General features: G+C 67.5%; 20 protein-coding genes and 1 pseudogene. 13 read left to right on the top strand and 8 right to left on the bottom strand.

Annotated elements, in window-relative coordinates:
• Nucleotides 1-69: 69 nt before the first annotated feature.
• The 6 genes and pseudogenes from AB0F43_RS21350 to AB0F43_RS21325 form a co-directional block, all read right to left on the bottom strand.
• Nucleotides 70-1,629, bottom strand: coding sequence for a DUF4139 domain-containing protein (locus AB0F43_RS21350; protein WP_360479280.1), 1,560 nt, complete (start codon nucleotides 1,627-1,629; stop codon nucleotides 70-72).
• A 141-nt stretch (nucleotides 1,630-1,770) separates the two neighbouring features.
• Nucleotides 1,771-2,025 (bottom strand): hypothetical protein, encoded by a 255-nt coding sequence (locus AB0F43_RS21345; protein WP_360479277.1) that lies wholly within the window; start codon nucleotides 2,023-2,025, stop codon nucleotides 1,771-1,773.
• 64 nt (nucleotides 2,026-2,089) lie between these two features.
• Nucleotides 2,090-2,776 (bottom strand): hypothetical protein, encoded by a 687-nt coding sequence (locus AB0F43_RS21340; protein WP_360479274.1) that lies wholly within the window; start codon nucleotides 2,774-2,776, stop codon nucleotides 2,090-2,092.
• Between the two features lie 132 nt (nucleotides 2,777-2,908).
• On the bottom strand, nucleotides 2,909-3,205 hold the full coding sequence (locus AB0F43_RS21335) for a LuxR C-terminal-related transcriptional regulator (protein WP_360480487.1): 297 nt from the start codon (nucleotides 3,203-3,205) through the stop codon (nucleotides 2,909-2,911).
• Between the two features lie 12 nt (nucleotides 3,206-3,217).
• Nucleotides 3,218-5,632: pseudogene (locus tag AB0F43_RS21330) on the bottom strand (AAA family ATPase); the annotation flags it as partial.
• Between the two features lie 259 nt (nucleotides 5,633-5,891).
• Nucleotides 5,892-6,086, bottom strand: coding sequence for a hypothetical protein (locus tag AB0F43_RS21325; protein WP_360479271.1), 195 nt, complete (start codon nucleotides 6,084-6,086; stop codon nucleotides 5,892-5,894).
• Nucleotides 6,087-6,141: 55 nt separating this feature from the next.
• Here AB0F43_RS21325 and AB0F43_RS21320 point away from each other — a divergent pair, with 55 nt between their 5' ends.
• On the top strand, nucleotides 6,142-6,354 hold the full coding sequence (locus tag AB0F43_RS21320; protein WP_360479268.1) for a PASTA domain-containing protein: 213 nt from the start codon (nucleotides 6,142-6,144) through the stop codon (nucleotides 6,352-6,354).
• A 60-nt stretch (nucleotides 6,355-6,414) separates the two neighbouring features.
• On the opposite strand, the gene AB0F43_RS21315 is transcribed toward AB0F43_RS21320, so the two are convergent.
• On the bottom strand, nucleotides 6,415-7,149 hold the full coding sequence (locus tag AB0F43_RS21315) for a Type 1 glutamine amidotransferase-like domain-containing protein (RefSeq protein WP_360479265.1): 735 nt from the start codon (nucleotides 7,147-7,149) through the stop codon (nucleotides 6,415-6,417).
• 179 nt (nucleotides 7,150-7,328) lie between these two features.
• Here AB0F43_RS21315 and AB0F43_RS21310 point away from each other — a divergent pair, with 179 nt between their 5' ends.
• From AB0F43_RS21310 to AB0F43_RS21280, 7 genes are all read left to right on the top strand, one after another.
• Complete coding sequence (locus AB0F43_RS21310) at nucleotides 7,329-7,943, top strand: sigma-70 family RNA polymerase sigma factor (protein WP_360479262.1); 615 nt, start codon at nucleotides 7,329-7,331, stop codon at nucleotides 7,941-7,943.
• Nucleotides 7,936-8,955: a CU044_5270 family protein gene (locus AB0F43_RS21305; RefSeq protein WP_360479259.1), complete on the top strand. Its 1,020-nt coding sequence runs from the start codon at nucleotides 7,936-7,938 to the stop codon at nucleotides 8,953-8,955. The genes AB0F43_RS21310 and AB0F43_RS21305 overlap by 8 nt, the downstream gene beginning before the upstream one ends.
• Nucleotides 8,956-9,263: 308 nt before the next feature.
• Nucleotides 9,264-9,983: an alpha/beta hydrolase-fold protein gene (locus AB0F43_RS21300; RefSeq protein WP_360479256.1), complete on the top strand. Its 720-nt coding sequence runs from the start codon at nucleotides 9,264-9,266 to the stop codon at nucleotides 9,981-9,983.
• 161 nt (nucleotides 9,984-10,144) lie between these two features.
• Entirely contained in the window at nucleotides 10,145-11,143 is a 999-nt protein-coding gene (locus AB0F43_RS21295) for an ATP-dependent DNA ligase (protein ID WP_360479253.1), read from the top strand.
• A 250-nt stretch (nucleotides 11,144-11,393) separates the two neighbouring features.
• A complete protein-coding gene (locus AB0F43_RS21290; RefSeq protein WP_360479250.1) occupies nucleotides 11,394-11,783 on the top strand; it encodes a hypothetical protein in 390 nt (129 codons plus the stop codon).
• A gap of 84 nt (nucleotides 11,784-11,867) precedes the next feature.
• Nucleotides 11,868-12,548 (top strand): uridine kinase, encoded by a 681-nt coding sequence (locus AB0F43_RS21285; protein ID WP_360479247.1) that lies wholly within the window; start codon nucleotides 11,868-11,870, stop codon nucleotides 12,546-12,548.
• Nucleotides 12,549-12,920: 372 nt separating this feature from the next.
• Nucleotides 12,921-13,121, top strand: a complete 201-nt coding sequence (locus tag AB0F43_RS21280) for a hypothetical protein (RefSeq protein ID WP_360479244.1) — start codon at nucleotides 12,921-12,923, stop codon at nucleotides 13,119-13,121.
• Between the two features lie 411 nt (nucleotides 13,122-13,532).
• Here AB0F43_RS21280 and AB0F43_RS21275 read toward each other — a convergent pair whose 3' ends face one another.
• Nucleotides 13,533-14,771, bottom strand: a complete 1,239-nt coding sequence (locus AB0F43_RS21275) for a glycoside hydrolase family 5 protein (protein ID WP_360479241.1) — start codon at nucleotides 14,769-14,771, stop codon at nucleotides 13,533-13,535.
• A 381-nt stretch (nucleotides 14,772-15,152) separates the two neighbouring features.
• Here AB0F43_RS21275 and AB0F43_RS21270 point away from each other — a divergent pair, with 381 nt between their 5' ends.
• The 5 genes from AB0F43_RS21270 (at nucleotide 15,153) to AB0F43_RS21250 (ending at nucleotide 24,488) form a co-directional block, all read left to right on the top strand.
• Nucleotides 15,153-18,104 (top strand): glycoside hydrolase family 3 C-terminal domain-containing protein, encoded by a 2,952-nt coding sequence (locus tag AB0F43_RS21270; protein WP_360479238.1) that lies wholly within the window; start codon nucleotides 15,153-15,155, stop codon nucleotides 18,102-18,104.
• A gap of 145 nt (nucleotides 18,105-18,249) precedes the next feature.
• Nucleotides 18,250-19,296, top strand: coding sequence for a LacI family DNA-binding transcriptional regulator (locus AB0F43_RS21265; protein ID WP_360479235.1), 1,047 nt, complete (start codon nucleotides 18,250-18,252; stop codon nucleotides 19,294-19,296).
• Between the two features lie 579 nt (nucleotides 19,297-19,875).
• A complete protein-coding gene (locus tag AB0F43_RS21260) occupies nucleotides 19,876-20,103 on the top strand; it encodes a hypothetical protein (protein WP_360479232.1) in 228 nt (75 codons plus the stop codon).
• Between the two features lie 43 nt (nucleotides 20,104-20,146).
• A complete protein-coding gene (locus AB0F43_RS21255; protein WP_360479229.1) occupies nucleotides 20,147-22,024 on the top strand; it encodes a rhamnogalacturonan lyase in 1,878 nt (625 codons plus the stop codon).
• A gap of 127 nt (nucleotides 22,025-22,151) precedes the next feature.
• Nucleotides 22,152-24,488: a glycosyl hydrolase 53 family protein gene (locus AB0F43_RS21250; RefSeq protein ID WP_360479226.1), complete on the top strand. Its 2,337-nt coding sequence runs from the start codon at nucleotides 22,152-22,154 to the stop codon at nucleotides 24,486-24,488.
• The last annotated feature ends 104 nt before the right edge of the window (nucleotides 24,489-24,592 follow it).

Below are 24,592 nucleotides of genomic sequence, written 5' to 3'. Positions count from 1 at the left end.
CTATCGGCGCCCCTCCGGTGAGCAAGGGGGAGTTGGCCGCCGCTGATCAGCGCCGAACCCCGGCCACCGTCACTCGCGCCATCCGGTCAGTTCGACGGACTTGCCGGTATCGACCCGGAAGCCGAGCTTGAGCCCGATCTCCTCGCCGGCGGCCAGGTCGATCTTCCAGGTGACGACGCCGAGGTCGGTGGTCTCGGCCGGCTCCGGGTCCGCGGTGATCGGTTTGACGGTGATCTCGTGGTCGCGCGATACCGGCAGCTGGTCGAGGACCGTGACCCGGGCCCTGCGGGGGGTGTGGTTCTCGATCCGGGTTTCGTACTCGACCTCGCGCCGGCGCGTCGATCCGAGCGTCGCCTTGCTCGCGGTCCGGCGTACCAGCTTCCGCTCGACGCGGATCCGGTCGTCCAGACCGAGGGCGAGTTCGACGTCCTCGCTGGGAGCCCACAGCGGCAGCGCGGCCGAGCCGACGAAGTCCGCCTCGTGGAAGACCGCGGCTTTCCCGGCAGGCAATGTGTGCGTAGACGAGTTGACGACCGTGGCCCGCAGGTGGACGTCGGCTGACCGGACCGGTGCCGTGATGTAGTCCAGTTCGGCGTCGAGGTCGATCGCGGCGATGGTCGCGCGGTGCGACGCGCCGTCGGCGGGTACGGCGACCGGTCGGGGCGGAGTGTAGATCGCTGCCGTGACGCCCTGCTCGACGGTCGCGGCGAGGTCGGCGAAGGCGGGCTCGGCTGACTGGAGCTGGACGGCGCCGTACTCGGCCGTCCGGGATTCGCGGCCTCGCGAGAGTGCGGCCGCCGCGGCCGGTACCGGCGGGTGGAAGCGGTCGAGGTACCAGGGGGCGAGCTCGGGCACCTTCGCGGTCACCGTGGGCCGGGCTGTCGACAGCGTGAGGTCGCACTCGGGCCAGTCCTCACCGGTGCGCTGGGTGATCAGGCCGTACCAGTGGAGCGTGAGCTGGTCGCCCGTGAGGCGTACGTCGTACGAGCTGGTCCAGCCGGCGCCGGACACGACGTAGGACAGCTCGATCTCCACCTCCGCTTCGGAGTCCAGAGCCAACGCGACGGCGGCGGAACGGCGGTCTGGGGTGCGTTGCTGCGCGACCGCGGCAAGCCGACGGTCGGCGGCGGCGAGGCGTGCCTCGGCCTCGCGCCGCTGCGTGGCCAGCTCTCTCCGCTTCGATCGTACGGCGGACAGCCGGGCGGCGAGCGAGTCGGTGAACCCGCTCAGCTCGTCATCTGCCTCGCCGGACGCCAGCGTCCGGGCGAAGCTGCCGCCGGCTCGGCGGGCCAGTTGCGCCAGGAACGTGTCCAGCTGGGCCTGGACATCATCGGCGTCGGTCAGTTCCGCAACCTCGGACTGGGTCTCGCGGCGTTGTCGTTCCAGCTCGGCCACGGTGTCGTCCGGGGCCTGTGGATGGTGCTGCATCGCCAGGTCCACGCCGAGCACGGTGGCCGGTCCGCGGCCGGCGACCCGGACCGAGTCCTCCTCCAGTGCGAGCGGGAGTGGCTCGACGTACACGGTCTGGTCGCCGGCCGGCACCGTGATCCGGCCGCGCCGAGTGACTCGCGCGCGGTCCGGATAGACAGTGACGGTGGTGATCGGAGCGTCCACCACGAGATGGGTCATGCCTCGACAGTAGCTGTCCGACGGACCTCCGGTACTTGAGCGGAACCGTGGTCATGCCCACTCGTCTCACGCCGAAGTCGGTGGTCTTCGAGCATGTAGTTCGGGTGTGTGCGCCACGTTCGTGGCGTGAGCCCCGAAGGCCTACCGATGTTGCTGTTGCTGGGGATCAGCGTCGTGGGCGGCGTTGATGGGTGTGACCGAGATGAGGGCGACGCCGAGGTCGCGGATCTTGGCGAGTACGCCGTGCAGCTCCGACTGGTCCGTCACGACGCCGCGGAGGGTGGTGGTGTCGTCGTTCTCGAGGGTGAGGGCGAGGCCGCCGAACCAGGTCGACCAGTGCTGGTCGAGGTGTCCCTCGATGCGCAGTTCGTAGCACCTGGGTACGTCGTTCGGCATGGTCAAGCACCTGCCGCGCCGCCCCAGGCACCCGGCCGGCGTCGCAGCACCGGCCGGGACTGGGTCATTCCGCACCCGCCGTCGTGACGCGTCGGCTGCGGACCTCGGCCGGCTGCGGCGCGATGTGCTGGGCCGTGCGCCAGAGCGAGTAGCCGAGGCCGATCATGGCGATGCCGTTCGGGAAGGCCAGCAGCCGATAGAAGGCGTCCGGCATCACGGAGAGCGCGACAGTGACGAGGCCACCGACGGCGAGGAGCGCGGACGCCCAGCGAGACAGAACGCGCGCCCGGTAGAGCGCGATGCCGAAGACGAGGCCGCCGGCCAGGTAGCCGAGGCCCTGGACCCGTTCGGCGATCTGCAGCGCCCCGATGTCACCGATGGCCTTGCCGCCAGTGGCAACGGAGGCGACGTCGTTCACGTAGCCGGGGTTCGTTCCGGCGATGGAGGGCAGGACGTAGGCGGCGACGAACGTCGTGCACATGATGGTGAGGTAGCCGACGCCGAGCACCAGATAACCGATGAGCCCGAGCAAACCGTTCCGGCGGATCTGGCTCAGGTACATGCCGGTGATGCCGGCCAGCGCCAGCGCGGCCATCAGCACCTTCAGGGAGTTCCGCAGTACCACTTCGGTCGTGGTGATGGAGTTGGCGTCCAGGTGCGGATGCTTGATCTGGACGCCGATGAAGATCAGTCCAGCGACGACCGCGGCGGCGCCTGCGGCCCGGGTGAGGATGGTGGGCGTGATGGTCATGTCCGGCTCCTTGTTCCGGTGGGTCCGTGGCGGGTGCCCCGGGATGTCTGGAACGTAAGCCGCGATGTGGTGGGCGAGCGTCACCACATGTGGTGACTGACGATGTGACTGCGTTCTGGCCGACCTGAACCGCTACAGCAAGCCGAGCTCGTGGCCGCGGCGGACGGCAGCCGAGCGGGTGTTGACGTCGAGTTTGGTGAAGATGCGCTTGGTGTGGGTGCGCAGCGTGTTCAGGGAGACGAACAGCTGACGCGCGATCTCAGGGCCGGTGAGCTCGCTGTTGAGGAGTCGCAAGACGTCGAGCTCCCGTTCGCTGAGCGGGTCGGCCAGAGATCCGCGGCCAGCCGGAGGGACATCGACGGGGGCGGCGTCCAGGAGTCGATGAGCGTGTTGACGCAGGACGTCGTACTCGTCGCCGGCCGGTCCCATAGCGTCGCGCAGCAGGGCAAGCATCGGGGCGCCTTCGTCCAGGAACAAGCGCACGTAGCCGTCCGGTTCCGGTGCCCCGGCCAGTGCTCGGTTCAGCTCCGCGAGAGCCTCCATTCGGTGTCCGCGCGCATGATGGGTGAGGGCTCGCAGCATGCCGATCTCCAGCAGGCTGCCGGCGCGCCTCCCGTCAGCGTCGGCGTGGAGTCGGTGCAGCAGCCCCAGTACGTCGTCCAGCGCCGCCGGGCCGGCCGTGAGGGAGTCACGGGTATGGCGTGCGAGCAGGAGCCGCACGAGGGTCAAGTGGTCGTACTCGCGCAGAAACGACGGGTCACCGGCTGCACTGACACCGCGCTCGTCCGCCCACTCCTCAGCCGCGGCGAGGTCTCCTTCCGCGATGAATACACGAGCTCGCATGGCGGCGAGGGGGCGGAGATCCGGGTAGGAGCCGGGCCGGTACAGAGCCTCGGCCTGGTCGAGCAACTGCTGGGCGGAGGCGTGGTCGCCCGTCGCAGCGAGCACCTGCGCCATGGCGACGTACCAGCGGTGCCGGTTCTCGGTGATCGAGCCGCGCTCGCCGAGCTCCCTCGCGGTCTCCAGATGTGCCTTTGCACCGACGAGGTCGTCCAGCTCACGATCAAGCTCGGCCAGTCCCACGTGCAGGTCGGCGGTGGCCCGCGGATACGGCTCGCCGTGTCCGGTCGCCGTCGCCAGGGCCTACACGTACAGCCGACGCGCCCGGTGGGGACGACCCGCACTGATCCACATGTCGCCGACGACCACCGTGCTGTCCAGCTCGTCGATCAGGTTCCCCGCCGCGTGCAGGCTGCGAACCGCCTCCGAGAACGTGGACAAGGCCTCCTGGACGTCACCGGCCGCCCAGGCAGCCAGACCGAGGAACCCGGCCGCAGCCCCCCGCACGAAGTGGTCGTCGACGCCGGCCAGGTCCAGCGCGCGCCGAGCGTGGCGCACGATGGCCGGGACGTCGCCTCGCGCTTGCGCCAGCGCCGCACGGTAGACCCACACGGTTGCCGGTGCGGTGCGCAGGTCCTCGGTGTCAGCCCAGGTCGCCGCGAGCGTCTGGTCGTGCGCGCCGGCAGCCAGCGCCGCCTCGGCGTCATCGAGCCGGCGCTCCATGCCGTCCAGGTCACCAGCCAACATCAGCGACCATCCGGACACGATGTTGAGCACCGGGCTCCGCCTGATGACGGACTCCGGCAGCGACCGTATCCAGCGCAGCAGCAGACTGTCTTGCCGGGCACGGCGCAACTCCGGCAACGCCTCTTCCATCAGGTAGGCGGCGCGGTCGTGGTCACCTGCGGCGAGTGCATGTCGTACCGCGTCCTCGACAAAGTGGTGCGAGGCGTACCAAGCGCTCGCAGCTTGATGCAGCATCGCGACCTCGTCCGGGTGCTCGGCCATCAGACGAGCGCGAAGGACATCGCCGAAGAGGTGGTGGTACCGGTACCAAGAACGCTGAGCATCCAGCGGGACCAAGAAGACGTTGCCCCGGTCCAGGTCCGCCAGCAGCTGAGCGCCGTACGTCCCACCGGTGACCGCGTCGCACAAGGAACCGGTCAGTCGGTCGAGGACCGCGGTGCGCAGCAGGAAGTCCCGCACCTCCGCACCCTGGCGGGCAAGGACCTCGTCCACCAGGTAGTCGATGACGAAACGGTTGCTGCCCGTGAAGGCCTCGATGAACTCGGCAACGTCTCCGCGGTCCGAAACACCGCGCAGCGAGAGCGCAGCCAACTGGAGACCGGCGATCCAGCCCTCGGTCCGTTCCTCCAGCGCCCGTACGTCGTCCTCGGTGAGGTTCAGGCCCATCCCCTCGGTGAGGAACTGCCGCGCCTCCGCCGGCGCGAAGCGCAGATCCACGGCCCGCACCTCCGTCAATTGCCCGCGGGTACGCAGCCGTGACAGCGGGAGCGGCGGATCCGAGCGCGTCGCCACCAGCAGGTGCAGCTGATCCGGCCCGTGGTCGAGGAGGAAGGTCAATGCCTCGTGCACCTCAGGCGCTTCGATCACGTGGTAGTCATCGAGCACGAGCAGCCACTGGCTGTCGGGCCGTTGCCGCCCGGCGCGTACGAGCTCGTTGACGACCGAGGTCAGTACGGCGGATGTCGGCTCGTCAGCGAAGGCCTCCAACGCTGCCGGATCAAGGTCGAGACCGATACCGGAGAGCGCTGCCCACAGGTGCGACAAGAAACGCGGCAGCCCGTTGTCGCCTTCGTCGAGAGACAGCCATCCCACCCGCTCCTGCCTGGTAGCCCATTCGCTCAGGAGCGTGGTCTTGCCGAAGCCGGCCGGTGCGGAGACAAGGGTGAGCCGATGACCGCGGTTCAGGGTGCTGTCCAACCGGTCAGCAAGCTGTGGGCGCGCAACCAATTCGTCCCGCCGAGCCGGAGGGAACAGCTTGGTGGCGAGCACCGCAGACGACACCTACGGATCATAAGTCCAAGGCAGTTGTGAGACCTCCACGCGCTGGCGGCAGGCGGCACCGTTGTCCTGGAGCCGACAGCAACGAGGCGAGGAAGCCGCGTCGCGGCTCCTGTGGAGTCACAAGCTGAGTTATCTGCGGCACACGTCGACGCGGTATCGGAAGATGCGCCGCGGTTTCCGCATCCCGTTTGAATTGTCCGCGATTTGGTACAGGAGTCGAACAAACTGGGGTCGTTGGTCCCAGCACTCAGCACACTGGGGGTGCAGGAGTGGCGGTGGAGAAGTGGTTCAAGTCGGGTACGGCATGTGCCGCGTTGGTGCTGCTGAGTGCTTGTGGGGGTAGCAGCGATCCGGCCGCCCAGTCCACGGTGACGGTGACGACTTCGGCGCCATCCCCGGGCGAGCCATCGCCTGCCCCGCCGTTGACGAGTGCGACGTCCACCTCCTCGCCGCCGTCGCAGCCAGCGACGCAGGCGCCGACTGTCCAGGAGGGGGTCGTGCCGAATGTGGTCGGGGTGAATCACCAACTCGCCCAGGACACAGTGCAGGCGGCCGGGTTCTACAACCTCACGGAAGAGGACGCTACCGGTCAGGGGCGCCTGCTGATCAGCGACCGCAACTGGGTGGTCGTGTCCCAGCAACCGAAGGGCGGCACCCGTACGGCGGCCGACACCACGATCATCTTGCGATCGAAGAAACTCGGCGAGTGAACATCGGCCCGCGCTCCCGCCTGGAAGCGCCCGCTGAAGTCGTCGCGGCCCCTTCATGTATTAGGGGGTGAACAGCTTCCAGCGCCCCTCGGAGACGATGTCGACGGTGCCGTCGGTCACCTTGAGGGCGGTCTGGTCGTCGATCGCGTACGTCGGCGCAGGAATCCGTGCCGCCCACTTCTCTGCGTTGGCCAGGGAAGCGTCGGGATGGTCCGGGTGGTCCAGGTGCGGGATCACCGCGAAGTCAACGAGTCCTGCCCCCTGTCCCGTGACCAGGATTCTGTCGACGTCACCCTGGGGCGTGGCGAAGACGATGTCCTCAGACTTCAGCGGTCCGTCGGCCGCGCGGGGCGGTTCGTGGTAGGTCTCGACGAAGGTGGAAGTGACAGCCATGGCCCCGGCGCTCACCCCTACGTAGACCGCCTCGGAGCGCAGTGTCGGCAGGAGATCGGTCAGACCGGAGCGCCGCATCCAGTTGGCGAGAAACAGGGGGTCGCCGCCCCAAACCAGCAGTGCGTCGGCGTCCCGGACCGTTGGCACCCAAGCAGCCTCCTCGATGCTGGGCAGCACCGACAGCTCCAGAATCCCCAACGATTTCCAGCCCAGTTCACACAACTGCGACGCAGCCTTGCCGCAGATCGCCCGCCACGCCATGCCGGGCCCGCCGGGGAAGGGGTAGACGCCGGTGGGGATGAAGAGGGCGTTGGACTCGGCGATCGGTTTGCCCAGCAGGTCGACCAGCGCGTCATGGATGCTGCTGTTCTTGATGCCAGCGGAAGTAAGAAGAAGCCTCATATCGCCTTTCCTTGGTTGTCCGGCGAGTACGACGTCGCCGAGCCGTCTTCAGGCCGCACACCGTGCTCACAGTCTGTCAGGGCGGGTACGGCAAGAAGCTCAACAACTAGTCTGCGGTCGCGGATGCGCCGGTCTGGAGCCGGCGTGAACGTCCGAGGAGTGTCCGGGCAATCAGGGGTATGACCGTGACCGATACGACCGAGTCCGTGGCCGGCGACCGGCCACCGCCCGAACCGACGGGTGACCGGCCCCACCTGACCGGACCAGCGGTGGCCGACAAGTTCGCGCGGCTGTTCGACCAGCACGCCGTACCGATGCACCGGTACCTGGCCCGCAGAGTCGGTGCCGAGCAGGCCCACGACCTGGTCAGCGAGACGTTCCTGACCGCGTTCCGGCAGCGTGACACCTACGACCCGGCGACGGCCGCGGCGAAGGCCTGGCTCTACGGGATCGCGACCAACCTCGCCCGGCGCCACGTCCGTCAGGAGGTTCGCGGGCTGCGCGCCACCGCGCGGGCCGGCCGGCGCGAACCCGACCACCTGGCCGCGCACGACGGCCGCGTCGCCGAGCGCGTGGACGCCCAGGAGCTCGCCCGGCGGATCGCCCCTGCGATCGCGGACCTGTCCGAGGGCGATCGCGACGTACTGCTGCTCACGTCGTGGGCCGGTCTGTCCACCGTCGAGGTGGCCGACGCACTCGGGATCCCGGTCGGGACCGTGCGCTCCCGCCTGCATCGCGTCCGCCGCCAGCTCCGCATCCTGACCACGCCCGAGGAGGCGAACGATCATGACTGACCTTCGACCCAGCGACGACCTCGACCGCGCACTGTCCGCGCTCCACGCCGACGTCGAGACCGATTCAGAGCGCATCCAGCAGACCAGGGCCGCATTTCTCGACGCCGTCGGGCAGACGCCCGTCCAGAAGCGCGGCCCGCGGCGCCGGTGGCTGACCGCGGCCGTGGCAGCGCTGGCACTCGTGGCCGGCGGATCGATCTACACGACGACGCTGACCGGCGGCTCGGCGGAGGCCAAGGTCGAGCTGGACAGTGCCGCGCAGAAGATCGCGGCGGCCCCCGACCCGGTCGTGGCGCCAGGCAAGTACCGCTACCTGGTCTGGCACGTCTGGAACCAGAATTTCGCGGAGACTCCCGGCGGCGGGCTGACGTACCTGCAAGAGACGATGAGGGAGGTCTGGGTGCCGGCGGACATCCGCGGCACCTGGTACCGGCGCGACACCGACACCGGGCGCCACCAGTGGGTCAAGGGTTCCGACGAGGAAGCACGCAAGGCCGGCATCAGCTTCGATCGGTCGACCTCCACGTCGTCGGCCCGGTGCGGCGCCTTCGAAGGCGGCGGGCCGTGCGCCAAGAACGGCGGCTGGCAGGACCCGTCGCTCGACTGGATCGCAGGACTGCCCAAGGACCCGAAGGCGCTGTTCGAGCTGCTGAAGAAGGACGGAACGATCGAAGGCAACGACCGCGGAGAAACCCAACTGCTCGTCCAGGCCCAGGACGCCCTCCGCACAGGCATGCTCCCCGCCGGCACCCGGGCTACCCTCTACCGCGCTCTCGGCAACCTGAACAACCTGAAGATCTCCGACAAGGCGGCCAACCTCGACGGCCAGATCGGCATCGCCTACAGCAGCGACGACGGCTCCTCCCGCGAGGAAATCGTCATCGACCCCGCAACCGGCGCGTACATCGGGTCTCGCGAGGTCGTCACCTCCGGCCGCAACCGAGGCCAGGTCCTCTCCTACAGCTCCTTCAACACCTCCATCGCCCCCGCCCCCTGGAAAACCCCCCGCTGACTCACGCCGATGGGCCCGGTACCAGCCGGGCCCATCGGCGTCGTTCTGCCCCCTCCGGCCACCCTGACACGCTCTCTCCGCACACCACCTCGCGTCGTAAAGAGTTCAGTCTTCACCTGTCAACACGGCGTGTGCGCTGAGGCGCCGCACGGAGGCTGGCAGGATGGCGGGGTGGATCACCGAGTCGTTCGAGCTGGTGTGTGACGGTGTGTTGCCCCATTGGTCCGTGGACCTCGGCCGTGCATTGCCTGCTGAATCATCTTCAGAACCGCTAGTGACACGACCCTGAGAGATCGAGGTACAACCCAATGGATGACCAAGCAGCCGTCGGCCCCGGTGGTGCCGAAGCGGCGCCGGAACCAGCTCGTGCTGATCGGATCGCGGGAGAACTCGTCACCGAGGCGTTCGAGTACGACGGTGGCCGGCAGGTCACGGTGTACGTTCCGCCGGATCCGCCGGAGGCAGTCGTGTTCGCCGGTGACGGTCAGCTGATCTCGCAGTGGGGCGGGTCCCTCGAGGCGGCCGACGTACCGCCCACGATGATCGTCGGTGCCTACCGCACGGACGATGAGGATGAGATGGCGCGCATCCACGAGTACTCACCAACGTTCGACGAGGAACGGTTCGCGGCCCACGAGAGCTTCTTCGTCGACAACGTCCGCAGCTGGGTGCGGTCGCGCTTCAGCGTCGCGTTGCCGGCCGAACGCACCGCGGTGTGCGGCGTGTCGGCGAGTGGAGAGCTCGCGCTGGCCATGGGGCTTCGGCATCCGGGCGTCTACGGCGCGATCTTCTGCGCCTCGCCCGGCGGCGGCTATCGCCCGCCTGCCGTGATGCCGAGCCCGCTTCCGCGCACCTACCTCGTCGCCGGCACGCTGGAGCCGTGGTTCCTCGAGAACGCGACCCGGTGGGCGGACGCACTGCGAGATGCCGATGCGGACGTCGTGATGACCGAGCGGATCGGAAACCACGGCGACCCGTTCTGGCAAGCCGAGTTCCCGCTGATGGTGGCCTGGGCGTTTGGACGCTGACAGGAAGTCACCCGAGGCAGGCCGCGGCGTGGTGGCGGAGGGTGACGACGTGCGGAAAGGCATCGAGATCCCGGCCTATGAGGGCGGTCGGGTCTCGGGCGAGACACCGCCCCGCTCACCGGGTGGTGGACCAGAAGCTTGCCTGGAGCAACACTGAGACGGTGGCCAAGCTGGCACCCGATCTCCTCGGGCCGGTAGCGCTGGAGCTTGCCCGGGCGGTCGAGCAACTGCCTGGGCAGCACGGTATGCCCGGCGGAGCGAGGTACGAGTTGAAGTGGGACGGGTTCCGCGCCGGAGTTGTCCGGCGCGATGGCGAGGTCAGGCTGTGGTCGCGCAACGGCAGGGACTTCACCGCAAAGTTCCCCGACGTCCAGGCAGCTCTCGAAGCCCAGCTCACCACCGACTGTGTCCTGGACGGAGAGTTGGTGGTGTGGACGGGGGACCGGCTCGACTTCGACGCATTGCAGCAGAGGATGGTCAACACCGCGGCCACCGTCCGGCGACGCCTCGCGCCAACCCAGCCGGCGTCGTTCGTCGCGTTCGACGTACTGGCTGTCGGCGACGTGGATGTCCGGCCGATGCGCTGGACGGCTCGCCGCCAGCGGCTGGAGGCACTGGCCGGTCGCTGGGTTCCTCCGCTGCAGTTGTCCCCGGTCACCGCCGACATCGATGAGGCCCGCGAGTGGCTGGACGCCTTCAAATCCAGCGGCGTCGAGGGACTCGTCGTCAAGGGTGCCTCGACCAGATACCAGCCGGGCCGCCGCGACTGGGTCAAGGTCAAGCACCGCGAGACCATGGACGCGATCGTGGGCGCGGTCACCGGCAGCCTGCGAGCGCCTGAGGTGCTGGTCATCGGCCGATACCGCGGCAAGGACCTCGAGGTGATCGGTCGTACCGTCAAGCTGAAGGACGCGCAGGCTGCCGAGATCGGCAAGCTCCTGAAGCCGGCCGGGGCCCGCCACCCGTGGCCGGACGAGATCGCCACCCACTGGGGCAAAGGCAGCAAGACGCCGCTGATCAAGGTCCAGCCGCGCTCAGTCGTCGAGGTCGCCGCCGACGCCGCCTTGCAGGCCGGCCACTTCCGCCACCCGGTGCGACTGGTCCGGATACGAGCTGAGTTGCACCCAATCGACGTTCCGCAGATTGGTGAGGACAGCTGAACGACGAACCCGGCTGCAGGAACGAAACGCCACTTGTGTGATCCGGCTGACCCTAGATGCCCTGCCGGGGGAGTGCTCGGCGGCTATAGCGCGTCGACGAAGCCCTTCCTTCCGGTTGTGTCATTGGGAATCCTGCTCCGAGGCAGGCGGGTTGGCTGACCCCTCGAGCCCCGTATGCTCCTGACTCGTCAGCGAACAGGCGGCCCGGAGCGGGCGCCGTTCATCTCTGAGTTCTATGGGGGGCTTTCTCTTGTCCAAGAGACGAATCATCACGTCCATCACCACCATCGCAGCGGCGGCGTGCGCCATCACCGTCGCCGCACCGCCCTCCCAGGCGGAGACCGGCGTCGTCTTCGGCGCGGGAGGCTTCACCAGCTACCACGACGATGGTGACAAGGTTCAGGTCTACGACACCGAGAAGGACACGCACGGTGTCGCGGGATGGATCGAGATCAAGCAGGCCGACGGGTCCTGGAAGAAGTTCCCGAAGATCTACGTGGGCACCGGCCGGGGCACCCTGGTCATCGTCACTCAGGACGTCGTGCGCGAGAGCGCGGACGTCAAGATGGTGAACTGCCTGCAGGACGGCCAGTACGGGCAGCCCTGGAACTGCGCCTTCAAGATCATCCGCGGCACCTGAGGCGCAGCCGGTCGGCTGACATCATCGGTACGACGCCCCACCCGGAACGACTCCGGGTGGGGCATTCCGGCGAGGGGAGACGTGGTGAGCCGGCGTACAGACGCTCTGACCGAGTTGGCCGTTGCCGTCCTGGCCGTCGAGCGCCCACATCCGGTGCGGGTCGCGATCGACGGCTGCTCCGCGGCAGGCAAGACGACGCTCGCGGACGAGTTGGCCGACACACTGCGCGCCCGGACCGACCGCGAGATCATCCGGGCCGGCATCGACTACTTCAAGCGTGCTCCCGAGTTGCGTACGGCGTACCTCATCGAATCGCCGCAGAGCTATTACCTGGATACGTGGGACCACGACGCGATCCGCGAACGGCTGCTGGTGCCTCTCGGTCCGCGCGGCGACCGCCGGTACACCACTGCGATCAGGGAATCCAGCGGACGGCCGCTGTCCGAGTCATCCGTCCACACAGCCGGTCCGGATGCGGTGCTGCTGGCAGACGGTGCGTTCCTGCAGGTACCGGCGCTGATCGACCACTGGGATCTGCGGATCTACGTGCACGTCAGCTTCGACGAGGTCCTCCGGCGCGGCACCGCACGCGACCAGGCATGGATGCCCTCGGCCGCCGCAGCCGAGGAGCGCTACCGCACCAGGTACATCCCGGGGGAGCGCATGTACGTCGATCAGATCCAGCCGCGATCCCAGGCCCAGATCATCGTAGACAACGAGGACCCCGCCCACCCGACCATCACCTACCGCTTGACGAGCGCATGATTCCCGCAGGACTGGACCGGACCGCGCGGGCGAAATCCGCGGGGGCCTCCTGCGGAACGGGAGGCCCGGCAATCTCCATCCTGCGGGGGCTGGGCGCCGTACGGCCGTCGTCGGGACCCAGTTTCGCCGTCGGAGGCTGAGCTTCGCGGAGCCACCAGGCAAGCGTTGCTTCTGTCAGCAAGTATCAGGTGCCAGTCGCAGTGGACCGATGACATGATTCTGGGAGCGTGCACAGACACCTATGCATGAAGCACTCCCTCTGCAGCCACGGTAACTGAGCTGTTGCCAGGCTTATTTGATCCATCGAGACTGTGAACGTTCCCAAGACTTTCTAGCCGACGGATCCCGTCGGTCCGCCCCCTGGAGGTTGGGATGAACGCCCAGAGTCACGCGGTGCCGGTTCCTGGCCCGATCGGCGCTGGCAGCGACCGGATCGGAGTGGTCACCATGTACTGGCCATGGGTGCTGTGGAGGATCGCGGCCCTGCCGTACCTGGTGTTCCTGTTCCGGCAGTTCTTCGCCGCGGTCCCGCGCGAACGGGAGGACGCGGCCATCATCGACGGCTGCGGCTGAGCCCGGCTGTTCGGCCGGATCTTCCGGCCGCTGTCCTGGCCCGCCCAGATCACGTCGTTCCTGTGTCGATCACCTGGACCTGAGCGGTCGTCGTGATCTGCTGGGCAACGAGGTCGGCGAAGTCGTCCCGGTCGCCGAATACATTGGCCCACCACGCGAGTGAGGTCCCCCAGCCTTCCCAGGCGCCCTGGTCGGCGGCAGGGTCGACGCGCGCGGTCGCGTCGGCTCGAGCCGCGCCTGTGCTGAGGACTCCGCTCGCGGCCGTGACGCCGGCAGCGGCGAGCAGGGCACGGCGACGGATGCTTGCGGATGAGGTCCTGGGGCGATCTCCTCATGGAAGGGGGATTGACTCGACCTACCGCAGGGTGCCCGGGGCCGGTGGGGCGGTGGCCGGCCCCGGGACGTTTTCGGCTAGCTGGAAACGCCGCTTCTGATGGCGTCGATGATGCCCTGCTGGGTCACTGCGTTGGTGCTGCGGTTGAAGAGACCGAAGCCGTACTGCCCGTTGACGCCGTTGTCCCAGTAGAAGGTGGCTGCGCCGTACCGCTTGGACGTCGACACCACGGCTCGCGCGAAGTCCGCGCGGTACCGGTTGTTCGACGAGTCGGCAAAGGTCTTGTCGATCGAGCCGTACTCGCCGACGACCACCGGATAGCCGCGCACCACGAACTTGTCGTACATCAGTTTCAGCTGCGAATTCAGGTAGTCCTCCTGGCCCCAGGTCGACTTCCTGGCGGGGTTGGTTGCTCCGCGTCCCCACTGGGTGATCGTGCCGTTCTCCTCTCCGGCGAAGTCCCACGGAGCGTAGTAGTGAACGGAGATCATGATCCGCTGCTCGTTACTGGGGATGGACGGGGACCGGTACCAGTCGGTCGGGACGACGAAGCCGTAGTTGCCGGCGGTGTAGTCGATGTTGGTGTTCCAGCCGGGGACGAGCAGCCACCGCGAACTGTTGTAGCCGCCGGTCTTCCGGACGGTGTCCACGAAGATCTGGTTGTAGGCGTTGATGTTCGAGTAGCACGGTTGGGTCGGGCGGCCGTACTGCCCGTCGAAGTTCTCGTTCATCGACTCGAGGATCAGGCGATGGTCGTAGTTCTGGAACCGGTACGCGATCTGCTGCCAGACCTTCTGGTACTTCGCCTTGATCTCTGTCTGGTTGCTCGAGTCACAGATCAGCCAGGCGTAGGGGATGCTCTTGTAGCCGTCGCCGTGCATGTTGATCATCACGTTCATGCCGCGGTAGTAGGCGTAGTTGACGACCTGCTGGATCCTGTTCAGCCAGTCGGAGTTGATCGCGTAGTTCGGGCCGGCACCGATGTGTCGCAGGTAGGAGACCGGGATCCGGATCGACTTGAATCCGGCCGCCTTCACCCTGTCGATCAGGGCCTGCGTCACGGCCGGGTTGTTCCAGGCCGTCTCGCTGGGGTATCCGTTGGCATTGGATTCCAGTGAGTTCCCGAGATTCCAGCCGGCACCCAGGTCGGCCACGATCTGCGCAGCGCTCGCCTGCGCGCTGGTGCCGGCCGACCGGCTTGCGGAACTGGTGGTTTCCGCGGCCTGGGCGGTTGGTGCGGTGTGAGCCGCCGGCGCGATGACGAGTATCGACGCCAGCAGCCCGAACGACGCTGCGAGACTCAATCGTCTGGTCATACGTCCCTCCTGTGGAACGTGCTACATGGTTGGGGCGGGCGGCCTCGTTGGCCGTCCTTTGTCGAGGACGCGGACGGCGAACGGAGCCGGTCAATGGTGCCTACCGGTCGTGCGAGCGGACTGTCGAAGCGCTTCGACAGATCTGTGTGGCTGTGCTCGGTCGACGCGGCAGATTGCGGTGTATGAGCGTGCACAGTAGACGGGGGCGGTTTCTGCAGATGGAACAGCATGCGGGTGGGGCAGCACAAGATTTCGTTGCCAGAAATCTGTGAACGTGCACGAGCCGCCGGCAGACAGGAATCCGCTCGTACGCTCTTGACGTCCAGGGTTCCTTCCCTCGATAGTCGAAGCGCTTCGATAATTCGCCGAAGGGGATCCGCCATGACCTATCGCCATCGAGTCGGAGGCGCCCTCTTGGCGCTGCTGCTCGTCCCCGCGTTCCTGGTGGGGCAGCCCGCGCGGGCCGAGCCCCTTCCAGAGTTCCGGAATCCCGACCTGCCGCTGGACGTCCGGGTGAACGACCTGACCAGCCGCCTGACGCTGGACGAGAAGATCTCGCTGCTGCACCAGTACCAGCCCGCGATCCCGAGACTGGGCATCGCTTCCTTCAAGACCGGTACCGAGGCCCTGCACGGGGTTGCCTGGCTGGGTGAGGCGACTGTCTTCCCCCAGGCTGTCGGGCTCGGCAGTACCTGGGACCCCAGCCTGATCAAGCGGGTCGGGTCTGCCGTCGGTGATGAGGCGAGAGCCTTCAACAAGCTCGACCCGGCGAAGAACGGGCTGAACCTGTGGGCGCCGGTGGTGAACCAGTTGCGGGACCCCAGGTGGGGTCGTAACGAGGAGGGCTACGCCGAGGATCCGCTGCTGACGAGCAAGATCGCGACGGCGTACGGCCAGGGTCTGCAGGGCGACGACCAGCGCTATCTCAAGACGGCGCCGACCTTGAAGCACTTCGCCGCCTACAACGTCGAGGCGGACCGCAGCCGCGTGTCGGCGAGCGTCCGGCCCCGGGTGCTCCACGAGTACGAGTACAAGGCGTTCCAGCCGGCCCTTACGGCGGGAGCCGCCACCGGCGTGATGGCGTCGTACAACCTGCTGAACGGCAGGCCTACCCACGTGTCACCCGAGCTCGGGGAGATGGTGCGCTCCTGGTCGACCCATGAGCTGATGGTCGTCGGCGACGCCGCGGGCGCGGGGAACATCAGTGGTTCACAGCGGTACTACCCGACGGCCGCCGAAGGAGTGGCCGCGGCGATCAAGGCAGGCCTTGACAGCTTCACCGAGAACGACAGGAACGGCGGTCCGACCGTCGCCGCCGTCAAGGAGGCGCTGGCCAAGGGTCTGCTCACCGCGGCGGATATCGACAAGCCGGTCAAGCACCTGCTCTCGATCCGCTTCCGGCTGGGCGAGTTCGACCCGGCCGGGCGGAACCCGTACGAGAAGATCGGGCCGGACAGCATCGACAGCCCGGCCCACCGGGAACTCGCGCGCGAAGCCGCCCGCAAGCAACTCGTACTGCTCGAGAACAAGCACCAGGCGCTGCCGCTCGACTCGGCCAGGACCAAGAACGTCGCGGTGATCGGTCCGTTGGCCGACACCATCTACGAGGACTGGTACTCGGGCACGATGCCGTACCGGATCACCCCGCGAGCTGGTATCGCCGAGCGACTCGGCGCCGGCAGCAGCGTCACCGCGACCGAAGGCGTGGACCGGATCGCGCTCCGTGCCGTTGCCACTGGCAAGTACGTCACCGCGCCGACCGGCGCTACCGGTGGTGCGCTGGTCGCCGACGCGACGGTAGCGGGAGCAGCTCAGTCGCTGGACGTCTTCGACTGGGGCGGCGACACCCTCGCACTGCGCTCGGCTGCCAATGGCAAATATGTCTCGCGCAGCGGCGAAACGTTGGTGAACGACCAGGACAAGCCCAACGGCTGGTTCGTGCAGCAACAGTTCGGCCTGGAAAAGCTTGCGAACGGCAACTATGTACTGCGATACCGCGGCAATGAGGTCAGGGAGCCGTGGTACGGCCCTAACCAGTACGTGGTGCTGCGGGCCGACGGGACGCTGGCAATCGGCGCGGCCACTCAGAACGCGGCGGCTCAGTTCTCGAAAGAGGTTCTCGTCAGTGGTCCGGCCGCGGCGGTGGCGGCCGCGAAGAAGGCGGACACGGCGGTCGTGGTGGTCGGCAGTACTCCGTTCATCAACGGACGCGAGGACGACGATCGCCAGGGCACTGCCCTCGCCGCCGGCCAGCAGGCGATCGTGAAGGCCGTCACCGCTGCCAATCCCAGGACCGTTGTGGTGCTGGAAAGCAGCTATCCGTTGACGGGAGACTGGGCGCAGGCGAAGGCGGTCCTGTGGAGTTCGCACGCGGGTCAGGAGACCGGCCGGGCCCTTGCGGATGTGCTGTTCGGGGACTACTCGCCGTCGGGCCGGCTCCCGCAGACGTGGTACCGCACGGACAAGGAGCTGCCGGATCCGCTCGACTTCGACGTGATCAAGGCCGGCTGGACGTATCAGTACCACCAGGCCAAGCCGCTGTACCCGTTCGGCCATGGCCTGACCTATGGCGCCTTCCAGTACTCCGGACTGCGGGTCGGTTCACCCGTTGTCGCGGCGAACGGACGGATCAAGGTCAGCGTCGACGTGACCAACACCAGTCGGACCGCGAGCGAGGAGGTCGTCCAGCTCTACACCGCTCAGCGCACCTCGCGGGTGGTCCAGCCGATCAAGACGCTCCGTGCGTTCCAGCGGCTGGCCTTCGCACCCGGTCAACGTCGTACTGTCTCCTTTGAAGTGAAGGCGAGTGAGCTGGCGTTCTGGGACGTGACCCGGAACAAGTGGGTGGTCGAGTCGGCCGTCCAGGAGGTGCAGGTGGGCAGTTCTTCGGCCGACATCAGGGCCCGTACGACGGTGGCGGTCCGTGGTGAGGTGATCCCGCCCCGGGACCTGAGCAGGCGTACGGCGGCCACGGATTTCGACGACTACCAGGGTATTGAGCTCATTGATGCCTCCAAGGTGCGCGGCGATGCAGTCGGCAAGACGACAGCAGGCGACTGGATCTCCTTCCAGGATGTCCAACTGGGCCGCGGCGCCACCCGACTGGAAGCCGCCGTTTCGCGAGCTTCGGAAGGAACCGCCGAGGTGGAGATCCGCCTCGGTAGCCCGGCCGGGCCGCTCGCAGGCAAGCTCACCGTCCCTGGCACCGGCGACCGCTACACCTGGGCCGCGACGACGAGCCGGCTCGACCCACGGTTGGCCCGCGGCGTCCGCGACGTCTACCTGGTCTTCACCGGCGACGGCGCGAACATCCGCGACCTGACCATCAGCTAGGTCACTCCCGGGTCGGGCGAGACAGCCGCCCGACCCGGGAACGACCGTGCATCCGGAACCGGGCGCAGAGGTGGAGTGCGGTTCCGAACCCAACACCAGCTACGGGGGATAGAGTCGGGTCACCATCCGCTGCAGATGAGGACCCATGACGGAGATCGAGTCACGGCGGCGTGCGCGAGGAGAAACCAAGCGCCCGCCGACGATTCACGATGTCGCCGCGGAGGCCGGCGTCTCCCGTGGCACGGTGTCGCGCGTCCTGCAGGGCGGTCACAACGTCAGCCCTGCTGCCCAGGAAGCGGTCAACGCCGCCATCCGCAAGCTGGGCTACGTGGTGAACCGTGCCGCCCGCAGCCTGGTGACCCGGCGTGCGGGGTCGGTGGCCTTCTTGCTGTCGGAGACGCAGCAACGGTTGTTCGAGGACCCCAACTTGGCCACCCTGCTGCGCGGCTGCACCACCGCCCTTGCCGCCCACGAGATACCGCTGGTCCTGATCACGGCGGGCACCGAGGCGGAACGCCGGCGCATCAGTCCGTACCTGTCATCGCATCAAGTCGACGGCGTCCTGCTGTTCTCCTCGAATCGCGGCACTCCGATGATCGACCACCTCCAACGGGCCGAGCTGCCATTCGTGTGCTGCGGCAAGCCGTTCGGCCAGCGGGGCACGCTGTCCTACGTGGCGGCAGACGACCGTGACGGCGCCAGGACCATGGTGAGTTACCTGCTCGAGTCCGGCCGCGAACGCGTCGCGATCATCGCCGGTCCGGAGGACGGCCCGGGCGGACTGGAACGCCTGCTCGGCTACCGCGAGGCGCTCGCCGAGCACGGTGTCGGCTACGACAAGCGACTGGTGGCGACCGGCGACTACAGCCGGGCGAGTGGTGAGTCGCGTATGCGGCAACTGCTCACTCGGGCACCGGACCTCGACGCGGTCTTCGTCGCCTCGGACCTGATGGCCGACGGAGCACTGGCGGCGATCGAGCGGGCCGGCCTGAGCGTCCCCGACGACATCGCCGTGGGCGGTTTCGACGACTCACCGGTCGCCGCTGCCGCCAATCCGCCGCTGACCACGATGCGGCAGCCCTGGGAACGCATCAGCGAGATGATGGTGCGCCAGCTGCTGGCCCAGATCGAGGGCGATGGTCCGGCCACCGTCATCCTGCCGACCGAGCTCGTCGTTCGCGAGTCGGCCTGACGATTCTGTCCGTCGCCGACGGCCGAACCGCGGAAGCGACCGGCTGAGCGCCTCCCCAAAGCTGTGCACGTTCACACATTTTTCGACATGAACTCTTGAAACTGTCGTGTGCATGCGTTTCTATCTGAGATGTATCGCGCGTTCGAAAACTGTGTACGTACACAGTTTCTTCGCCGCACGTGCCCGCCCGCGCTCGATCGAAGGAGATCGAATGACCACGTACGGCAGCTACGGACGGGTCGCCCCCGACGTTCGCTGGACCCTCTGACTCCACACCGCTGACAGCGCCGGTGTGGGGTTGTCAGCCGGACTATCTCATCTCCTGTCTCCGCCCCGTTTCACGACATGGAAGAGGTACTTCGTCATGCCCCGAACAGCGCATCTGTTCTCCGGACCGAGTCCATCTGGCCAGCGGGCTCTCAGCCGTATCGCGGTTATCACTGCCGCCGTGACCGCAGCCGCCGCTCTGTTACCGGTTCCTGTTGCGGCCGCACCAACGGCGTTGCCGCCGCAGTGCTCGGACACCGCGCCGATCCGGTATCACTTCGAGGTTGCCCCGGGCAACGCCTCCTGCCGGCCGTGACCCGCGCGCTGGGCCGAAGCGCCAACGTTCCGGTGATCGACCTGACCGCGAGGAGCAAGGCGCTGGTCGAGGGGTTGGGCCCATCGGCATCGCAGCGGCTGTACCTCACCAGGGAAGCCAACGACAACACCCACTTCTCTGTGTACGGCGCGACGGCGATGTCGGAGCTCGTCGTCCAGGGCATTCGGGAGCTGAACCTCTCGCTGGTCGGCTACCTGCGTTGAACCGGTCCCATCCCTCATGAATACCTGCAGATTGGAGACTGTCATGCATAGGTTCGCCATCAGACGCCGGCTGGCCGTCGCGGCCGTTGGCATCGTGGCGGTCGGCCTGCTTCCGAGCACGGCGGCGGGGGCGATCGACGTCCGGTCCGAACCCGCCGCGCCACAGGCGGCCGGACCGCAGATCGACAAGCTGAACCGCGGTGTGATCACTGTGCACACCGGAAAGGGCAACCGGGTCAGCTGGCGGTTGCTCGCCGACGATCCGGCCGGCGTCGCTTTCAGCGTCTACCGCAACGGCATCAGGGTGAACGCCTCCCCGGTCAGCGGCCCGACCACCTACAACGACATCGGCGCTCCCGCAGGGGCGCAGTACACCGTGCGGGCAGTGGTCGATGGTGCCGAGCGGCTGTCCAAGTTCGCCGAGGAGGAATCGCTGACGCTGAACGGTGTTCCCGGTACAGCCGGTATCACCGCCAGCACGCGGGACGTACCGTTGCAGATCCCGCCCGGCGGCACCACGCCATCCGGCGAGAGATACACCTACGTCGCGAATGACGCGAGCGTGGGTGACCTGGACGGGGACGGTCAGCACGAGATCGTGCTGAAGTGGGACCCCACCAATGCCAAGGACAACGCGCAGGCCGGGTACACCGGCAACGTCTACCTGGACGCGTACAAGCTGAACGGCACTCGCCTGTGGCGCATCGACCTCGGCCGAAACATTCGGGCCGGCGCGCATTACACGCAGTTCCAGGTTTTCGACTACGACGGTGACGGTCGTGCCGAGGTGGCGGTGAAGACCGCGGACGGCACCCGGTCCGGCACCGGCCAGGTGATCGGGAACGGAGGAGCCGACCACCGCAACTCGTCCGGCTACATTCTGTCCGGGCCCGAGTTCCTGTCGGTGTTCCGCGGCGCCGATGGTGCGGTGATGGCGACCGCGAACTACGCGCCGCCGCGCGGAAACGTCTCCTCCTGGGGTGACAACTACGGCAATCGCGTGGACCGGTTCCTGGCCGGTACGGCGTACGTGGACGGCTCACGGCCGAGCATCATCATGGCGCGCGGCTACTACACCCGATCCGTGATCGCGGCGTGGGACTTCCGCAACGGTGCCCTCACCCAACGCTGGACGTTCGACTCCAACACCGCCGGCAGCCAGTGGACCGGCAAGGGCAACCACAACCTGTCGATCGCCGACGTGGATGCCGACGGTCGCGACGAGATCATGTACGGGTCGATGGCGATCGACGACAACGGACGGGGGTTGTGGCAGAACAACACCCACCACGGCGACGCCTATCACGTCAGCGACTTCATCCCGACCCGCCCCGGGCTCGAGGTGTTCAAACCGTCGGAGTGGACCAATGAGCCCACGCACTGGATGGGCGACGCGCGCACCGGCCAGATCATCTGGAGCGCCCCGTCGTGCGGCTGCGACAACGGCAGGGGAGTGGCCGCGGACATCTGGGCCGGCAACCGCGGCGCCGAGGCGTGGTCCGCGTCGGTCGGAGGCCTGCGTAGTGGTACCAACGGAAGCCAGGTCGCCGCACGCAAGCCGGGTTCGATCAACTTCGTGATCTGGTGGGATGGTGACGCTCAACGCGAACTGCTCGACGGCACGCAGATCAGCAAGTACGGCACGGGCGGCGACACTCGCCTGCTCACCGGCTCCGGCGTCGTCTCGAACAACGGCACGAAGGCGACGCCCGCGCTGTCGGCTGACATCCTCGGCGACTGGCGCGAGGAAGTGATCTGGCGTACGTCGGACAACCGCGCCCTGCGGATCTACTCCACCACCGACAGCACGAGCATCACCCGCCCGTCGCTGATGCAGGACCGGCAGTACCGCGTGGCGGTCGCCTGGCAGAACACCGCCTACAACCAGCCCCCACACCCCAGCTTCGCGATCGCAGGCTGAGCTAACCCCGAGCATGGCTTGCGGCCGGGATCGAAACAGTTGTCAGTGACAACTTCTCGATCCCGGCCGCTTGAAGAGATGAGGAACGAGAGTGACGCGTAACCGCCCAATCCGCTCGGCAATCGGAATGACCACAGCAATCGCACTGGCTTGCGGCGCGGCGGCCTTCGGACCGGTCCTGCCGGCTTCCGCGATCTTCGGCGAGGCGGAGATCAAGCCGATCGAGAGCAACCTCAGTGCGAAGTCGTGGGCGAGTGTCGACGTCAGCAGTGGGGCAGCCACCGCTGACCTGGCGATCGACCAGGACGAGCAGACCGCCTGGATCGCCGACGGCACATCGCGTAGCCAGTGGCTGACGCTTGATCTCGGCGGTGCGTATGACAACGTCAGGAAAGTTCGGGTCGTCTTCCCAGATGCCGGGGCGGTCTACCAGTACGTGGTCGAGGCGTCAGCGGACGGCAGGCGGTGGGACGTCATCGCCGACCACTCGGCCAACCAGCAGCCTGGCCGCGGATCGGTCGACCTCTTCACCAAGCCAGGCACGAGGTACGTCCGGGTGAAGATCACCGGAGCGTCGCCCGGCGCGACCACGGGAGTCAGTGAACTCGCCGTCTACAACTACCTGCGCGACGAACTGGTGCTCGGCTCCGATGCGTCCTGGGTCGACAACGACGTTGCCGAAGGTCGCAACTACTGGGTGAATCCGTTGGAGGCGGACCGGGGCGCGGGTCCGCACCTGCTCGACGTACTGAAGGACCGTGGCTTCGAGTACACCCGGCTGCGCGTCTTCAACGAGCCCCGCAATGAGAGTACGGGCAGCGTGCTGGCCACGCCGTACCAGGGCCCGGAGCGATCGGCCGAGGTGGCCAAGTGGATCAAGGCGGAGCGCACCATGGGGCTCGGGATCGACTTCCACTACGCGGACTCGTGGGCCGACCCGTCCAAGCAGCCGAAGCCGCGGGCGTGGGCCCAGCTCGAGTTCGGGGATCTGACCGAGGCGGTCTACGACTACACCTACGACTACATCGAGCGGCTGATCGAGCAGGGTACGACGCCCGACAAGGTGGCCGTCGGCAACGAGATCGCGAACGGCTTCATGTTCGGCAGCGAGGCCGCGCTGGCCGGTGTCACCAACCCGGCGTACTTCCGGAACCAGCCGGAGATCTACCAGTCGAAACCCGGTGGCGGTCTGCTCTGGAACTACTGGCGTTCCGCCGACCCGGTCGAACAGCGGCTGTACGACGAGGCCTGGGATCGCTTCACCACGCTGTCCGCAGCGGGGATCCGCGCCGTCCGGGATGTGTCGGCCGACCACGGCAAGGACATCAAGGTCGAGACCCATATCGTCACCAGCGGTGTGGCCGGCAAGACGCTCGAGTTCTGGCGCCAGTACCTGACCCGGGTGAACGCCAAGGGCGCCGACCCGGACGTCATCGCCCACTCGTACTACCCACAGTGGCACGGGTCGCAGGATTACTACGAGTCCCTCGTCAACGCCGTGGCGGCGGCACACCCGAAGTACAAGATCGAGGTCGCCGAAACCTCGTACCCGGCCTCGGGCGGCGGTGGGGCCCCGATGCCCAATTCGCCGTATCCGCGGACCGTCCAGGGGCAGGCGGACGCCTTTCAGCGCGTGTTCCAGATCGTCAACGACATTCCGAACAACCAGGGCCTGGGGGTGCTGGCCTGGGAGCCTGCGAGATGGGAGTCGATGTTCCGAGCTGTTCCTGGAATGACGCGCACCTACGAGCCGAACGCGTCGATCGACGTCTTCACCAAGAGCCAGGCCGCACACGTGCTCGAGGACACCGTGTACTCGACCACGTTGGTCGGCGGGGACGTCGTACTTCCCGATTCGGTCGAGGTGCTGACCACGGCGGATGGTTCGACAAAGGCGGTCCCAGTGCAATGGGAAGCGGTACCGAACGGTGGCGCGGACACTGCCGGCCGGCTCTCGGTCCGCGGCTCCACCGCGTTCGGATCGGTGACGGCAGTGGTCGACGTGGTGGAAGCGTATAGCGGTCTTGACTGTGACCGGGTCATCACCGGCCGGTATTCCGGACAGTTGACGGTGACCGACGGCGTCACGTGCCTGGACGAAACGGTGCTATCGGGGCCGGTGTCTGTCCATCCTGGGGCGTCCTTGCGGATGGACAGTGCCGTGATCGCCGGCCCGGTGCAGGCTGATCGTGCGTCGGCAGTGGTGGCCTGCGACTCGCAGATCTCCGGTCCGGTCACTGCGTCCGGGAGCACGTCAGTGACACTCGGCAACCCGATGCTCGGCTGTGCTCCGAACAAGATCACCGGCCCCGTGACGGTCAGCGGGACGCACTGGTGGAACGTGATCGCGGGGAACGCGATCACGGGCCCGTTGTCGTGCAGTGGCAACGCCGTGCCGCCGGTGAACAACGGATCCACCAACATCGTGACCGGCCCGAAGTCAGGGCAGTGCAGCCGCCTGTAGTGATCCGACACCCGACTGCCCGGTGCCGTCACAGTTCCTGCTCGTTATCCCACCCCGCCCCCGAGCGAAGCGAGGGGGCGGGGTGTTTCCTGAGCGCAGGGAGG

It is taken from the genome of Kribbella sp. NPDC023972 (assembly GCF_040639075.1).
In the GTDB taxonomy this organism is placed as follows: domain Bacteria; phylum Actinomycetota; class Actinomycetes; order Propionibacteriales; family Kribbellaceae; genus Kribbella.
This window is presented reverse-complemented; position numbering and strand designations above follow the sequence as displayed.

Coding starts and splice junctions, on each gene's coding strand:
- AB0F43_RS21350 (WP_360479280.1), bottom strand. CDS start 1,629: ATGACCCATCTCGTGGTGGACGCTCCGATCACCACCGTCACTGTCTAT.
- AB0F43_RS21345 (WP_360479277.1), bottom strand. CDS start 2,025: ATGCCGAACGACGTACCCAGGTGCTACGAACTGCGCATCGAGGGACAC.
- AB0F43_RS21340 (WP_360479274.1), bottom strand. CDS start 2,776: ATGACCATCACGCCCACCATCCTCACCCGGGCCGCAGGCGCCGCCGCG.
- AB0F43_RS21335 (WP_360480487.1), bottom strand. CDS start 3,205: ATGGGACCGGCCGGCGACGAGTACGACGTCCTGCGTCAACACGCTCAT.
- AB0F43_RS21315 (WP_360479265.1), bottom strand. CDS start 7,149: ATGAGGCTTCTTCTTACTTCCGCTGGCATCAAGAACAGCAGCATCCAT.
- AB0F43_RS21310 (WP_360479262.1), top strand. CDS start 7,329: ATGACCGTGACCGATACGACCGAGTCCGTGGCCGGCGACCGGCCACCG.
- AB0F43_RS21305 (WP_360479259.1), top strand. CDS start 7,936: ATGACTGACCTTCGACCCAGCGACGACCTCGACCGCGCACTGTCCGCG.
- AB0F43_RS21300 (WP_360479256.1), top strand. CDS start 9,264: ATGGATGACCAAGCAGCCGTCGGCCCCGGTGGTGCCGAAGCGGCGCCG.
- AB0F43_RS21280 (WP_360479244.1), top strand. CDS start 12,921: ATGAACGCCCAGAGTCACGCGGTGCCGGTTCCTGGCCCGATCGGCGCT.
- AB0F43_RS21275 (WP_360479241.1), bottom strand. CDS start 14,771: ATGACCAGACGATTGAGTCTCGCAGCGTCGTTCGGGCTGCTGGCGTCG.
- AB0F43_RS21270 (WP_360479238.1), top strand. CDS start 15,153: ATGACCTATCGCCATCGAGTCGGAGGCGCCCTCTTGGCGCTGCTGCTC.
- AB0F43_RS21265 (WP_360479235.1), top strand. CDS start 18,250: ATGACGGAGATCGAGTCACGGCGGCGTGCGCGAGGAGAAACCAAGCGC.
- AB0F43_RS21255 (WP_360479229.1), top strand. CDS start 20,147: ATGCATAGGTTCGCCATCAGACGCCGGCTGGCCGTCGCGGCCGTTGGC.
- AB0F43_RS21250 (WP_360479226.1), top strand. CDS start 22,152: ATGACCACAGCAATCGCACTGGCTTGCGGCGCGGCGGCCTTCGGACCG.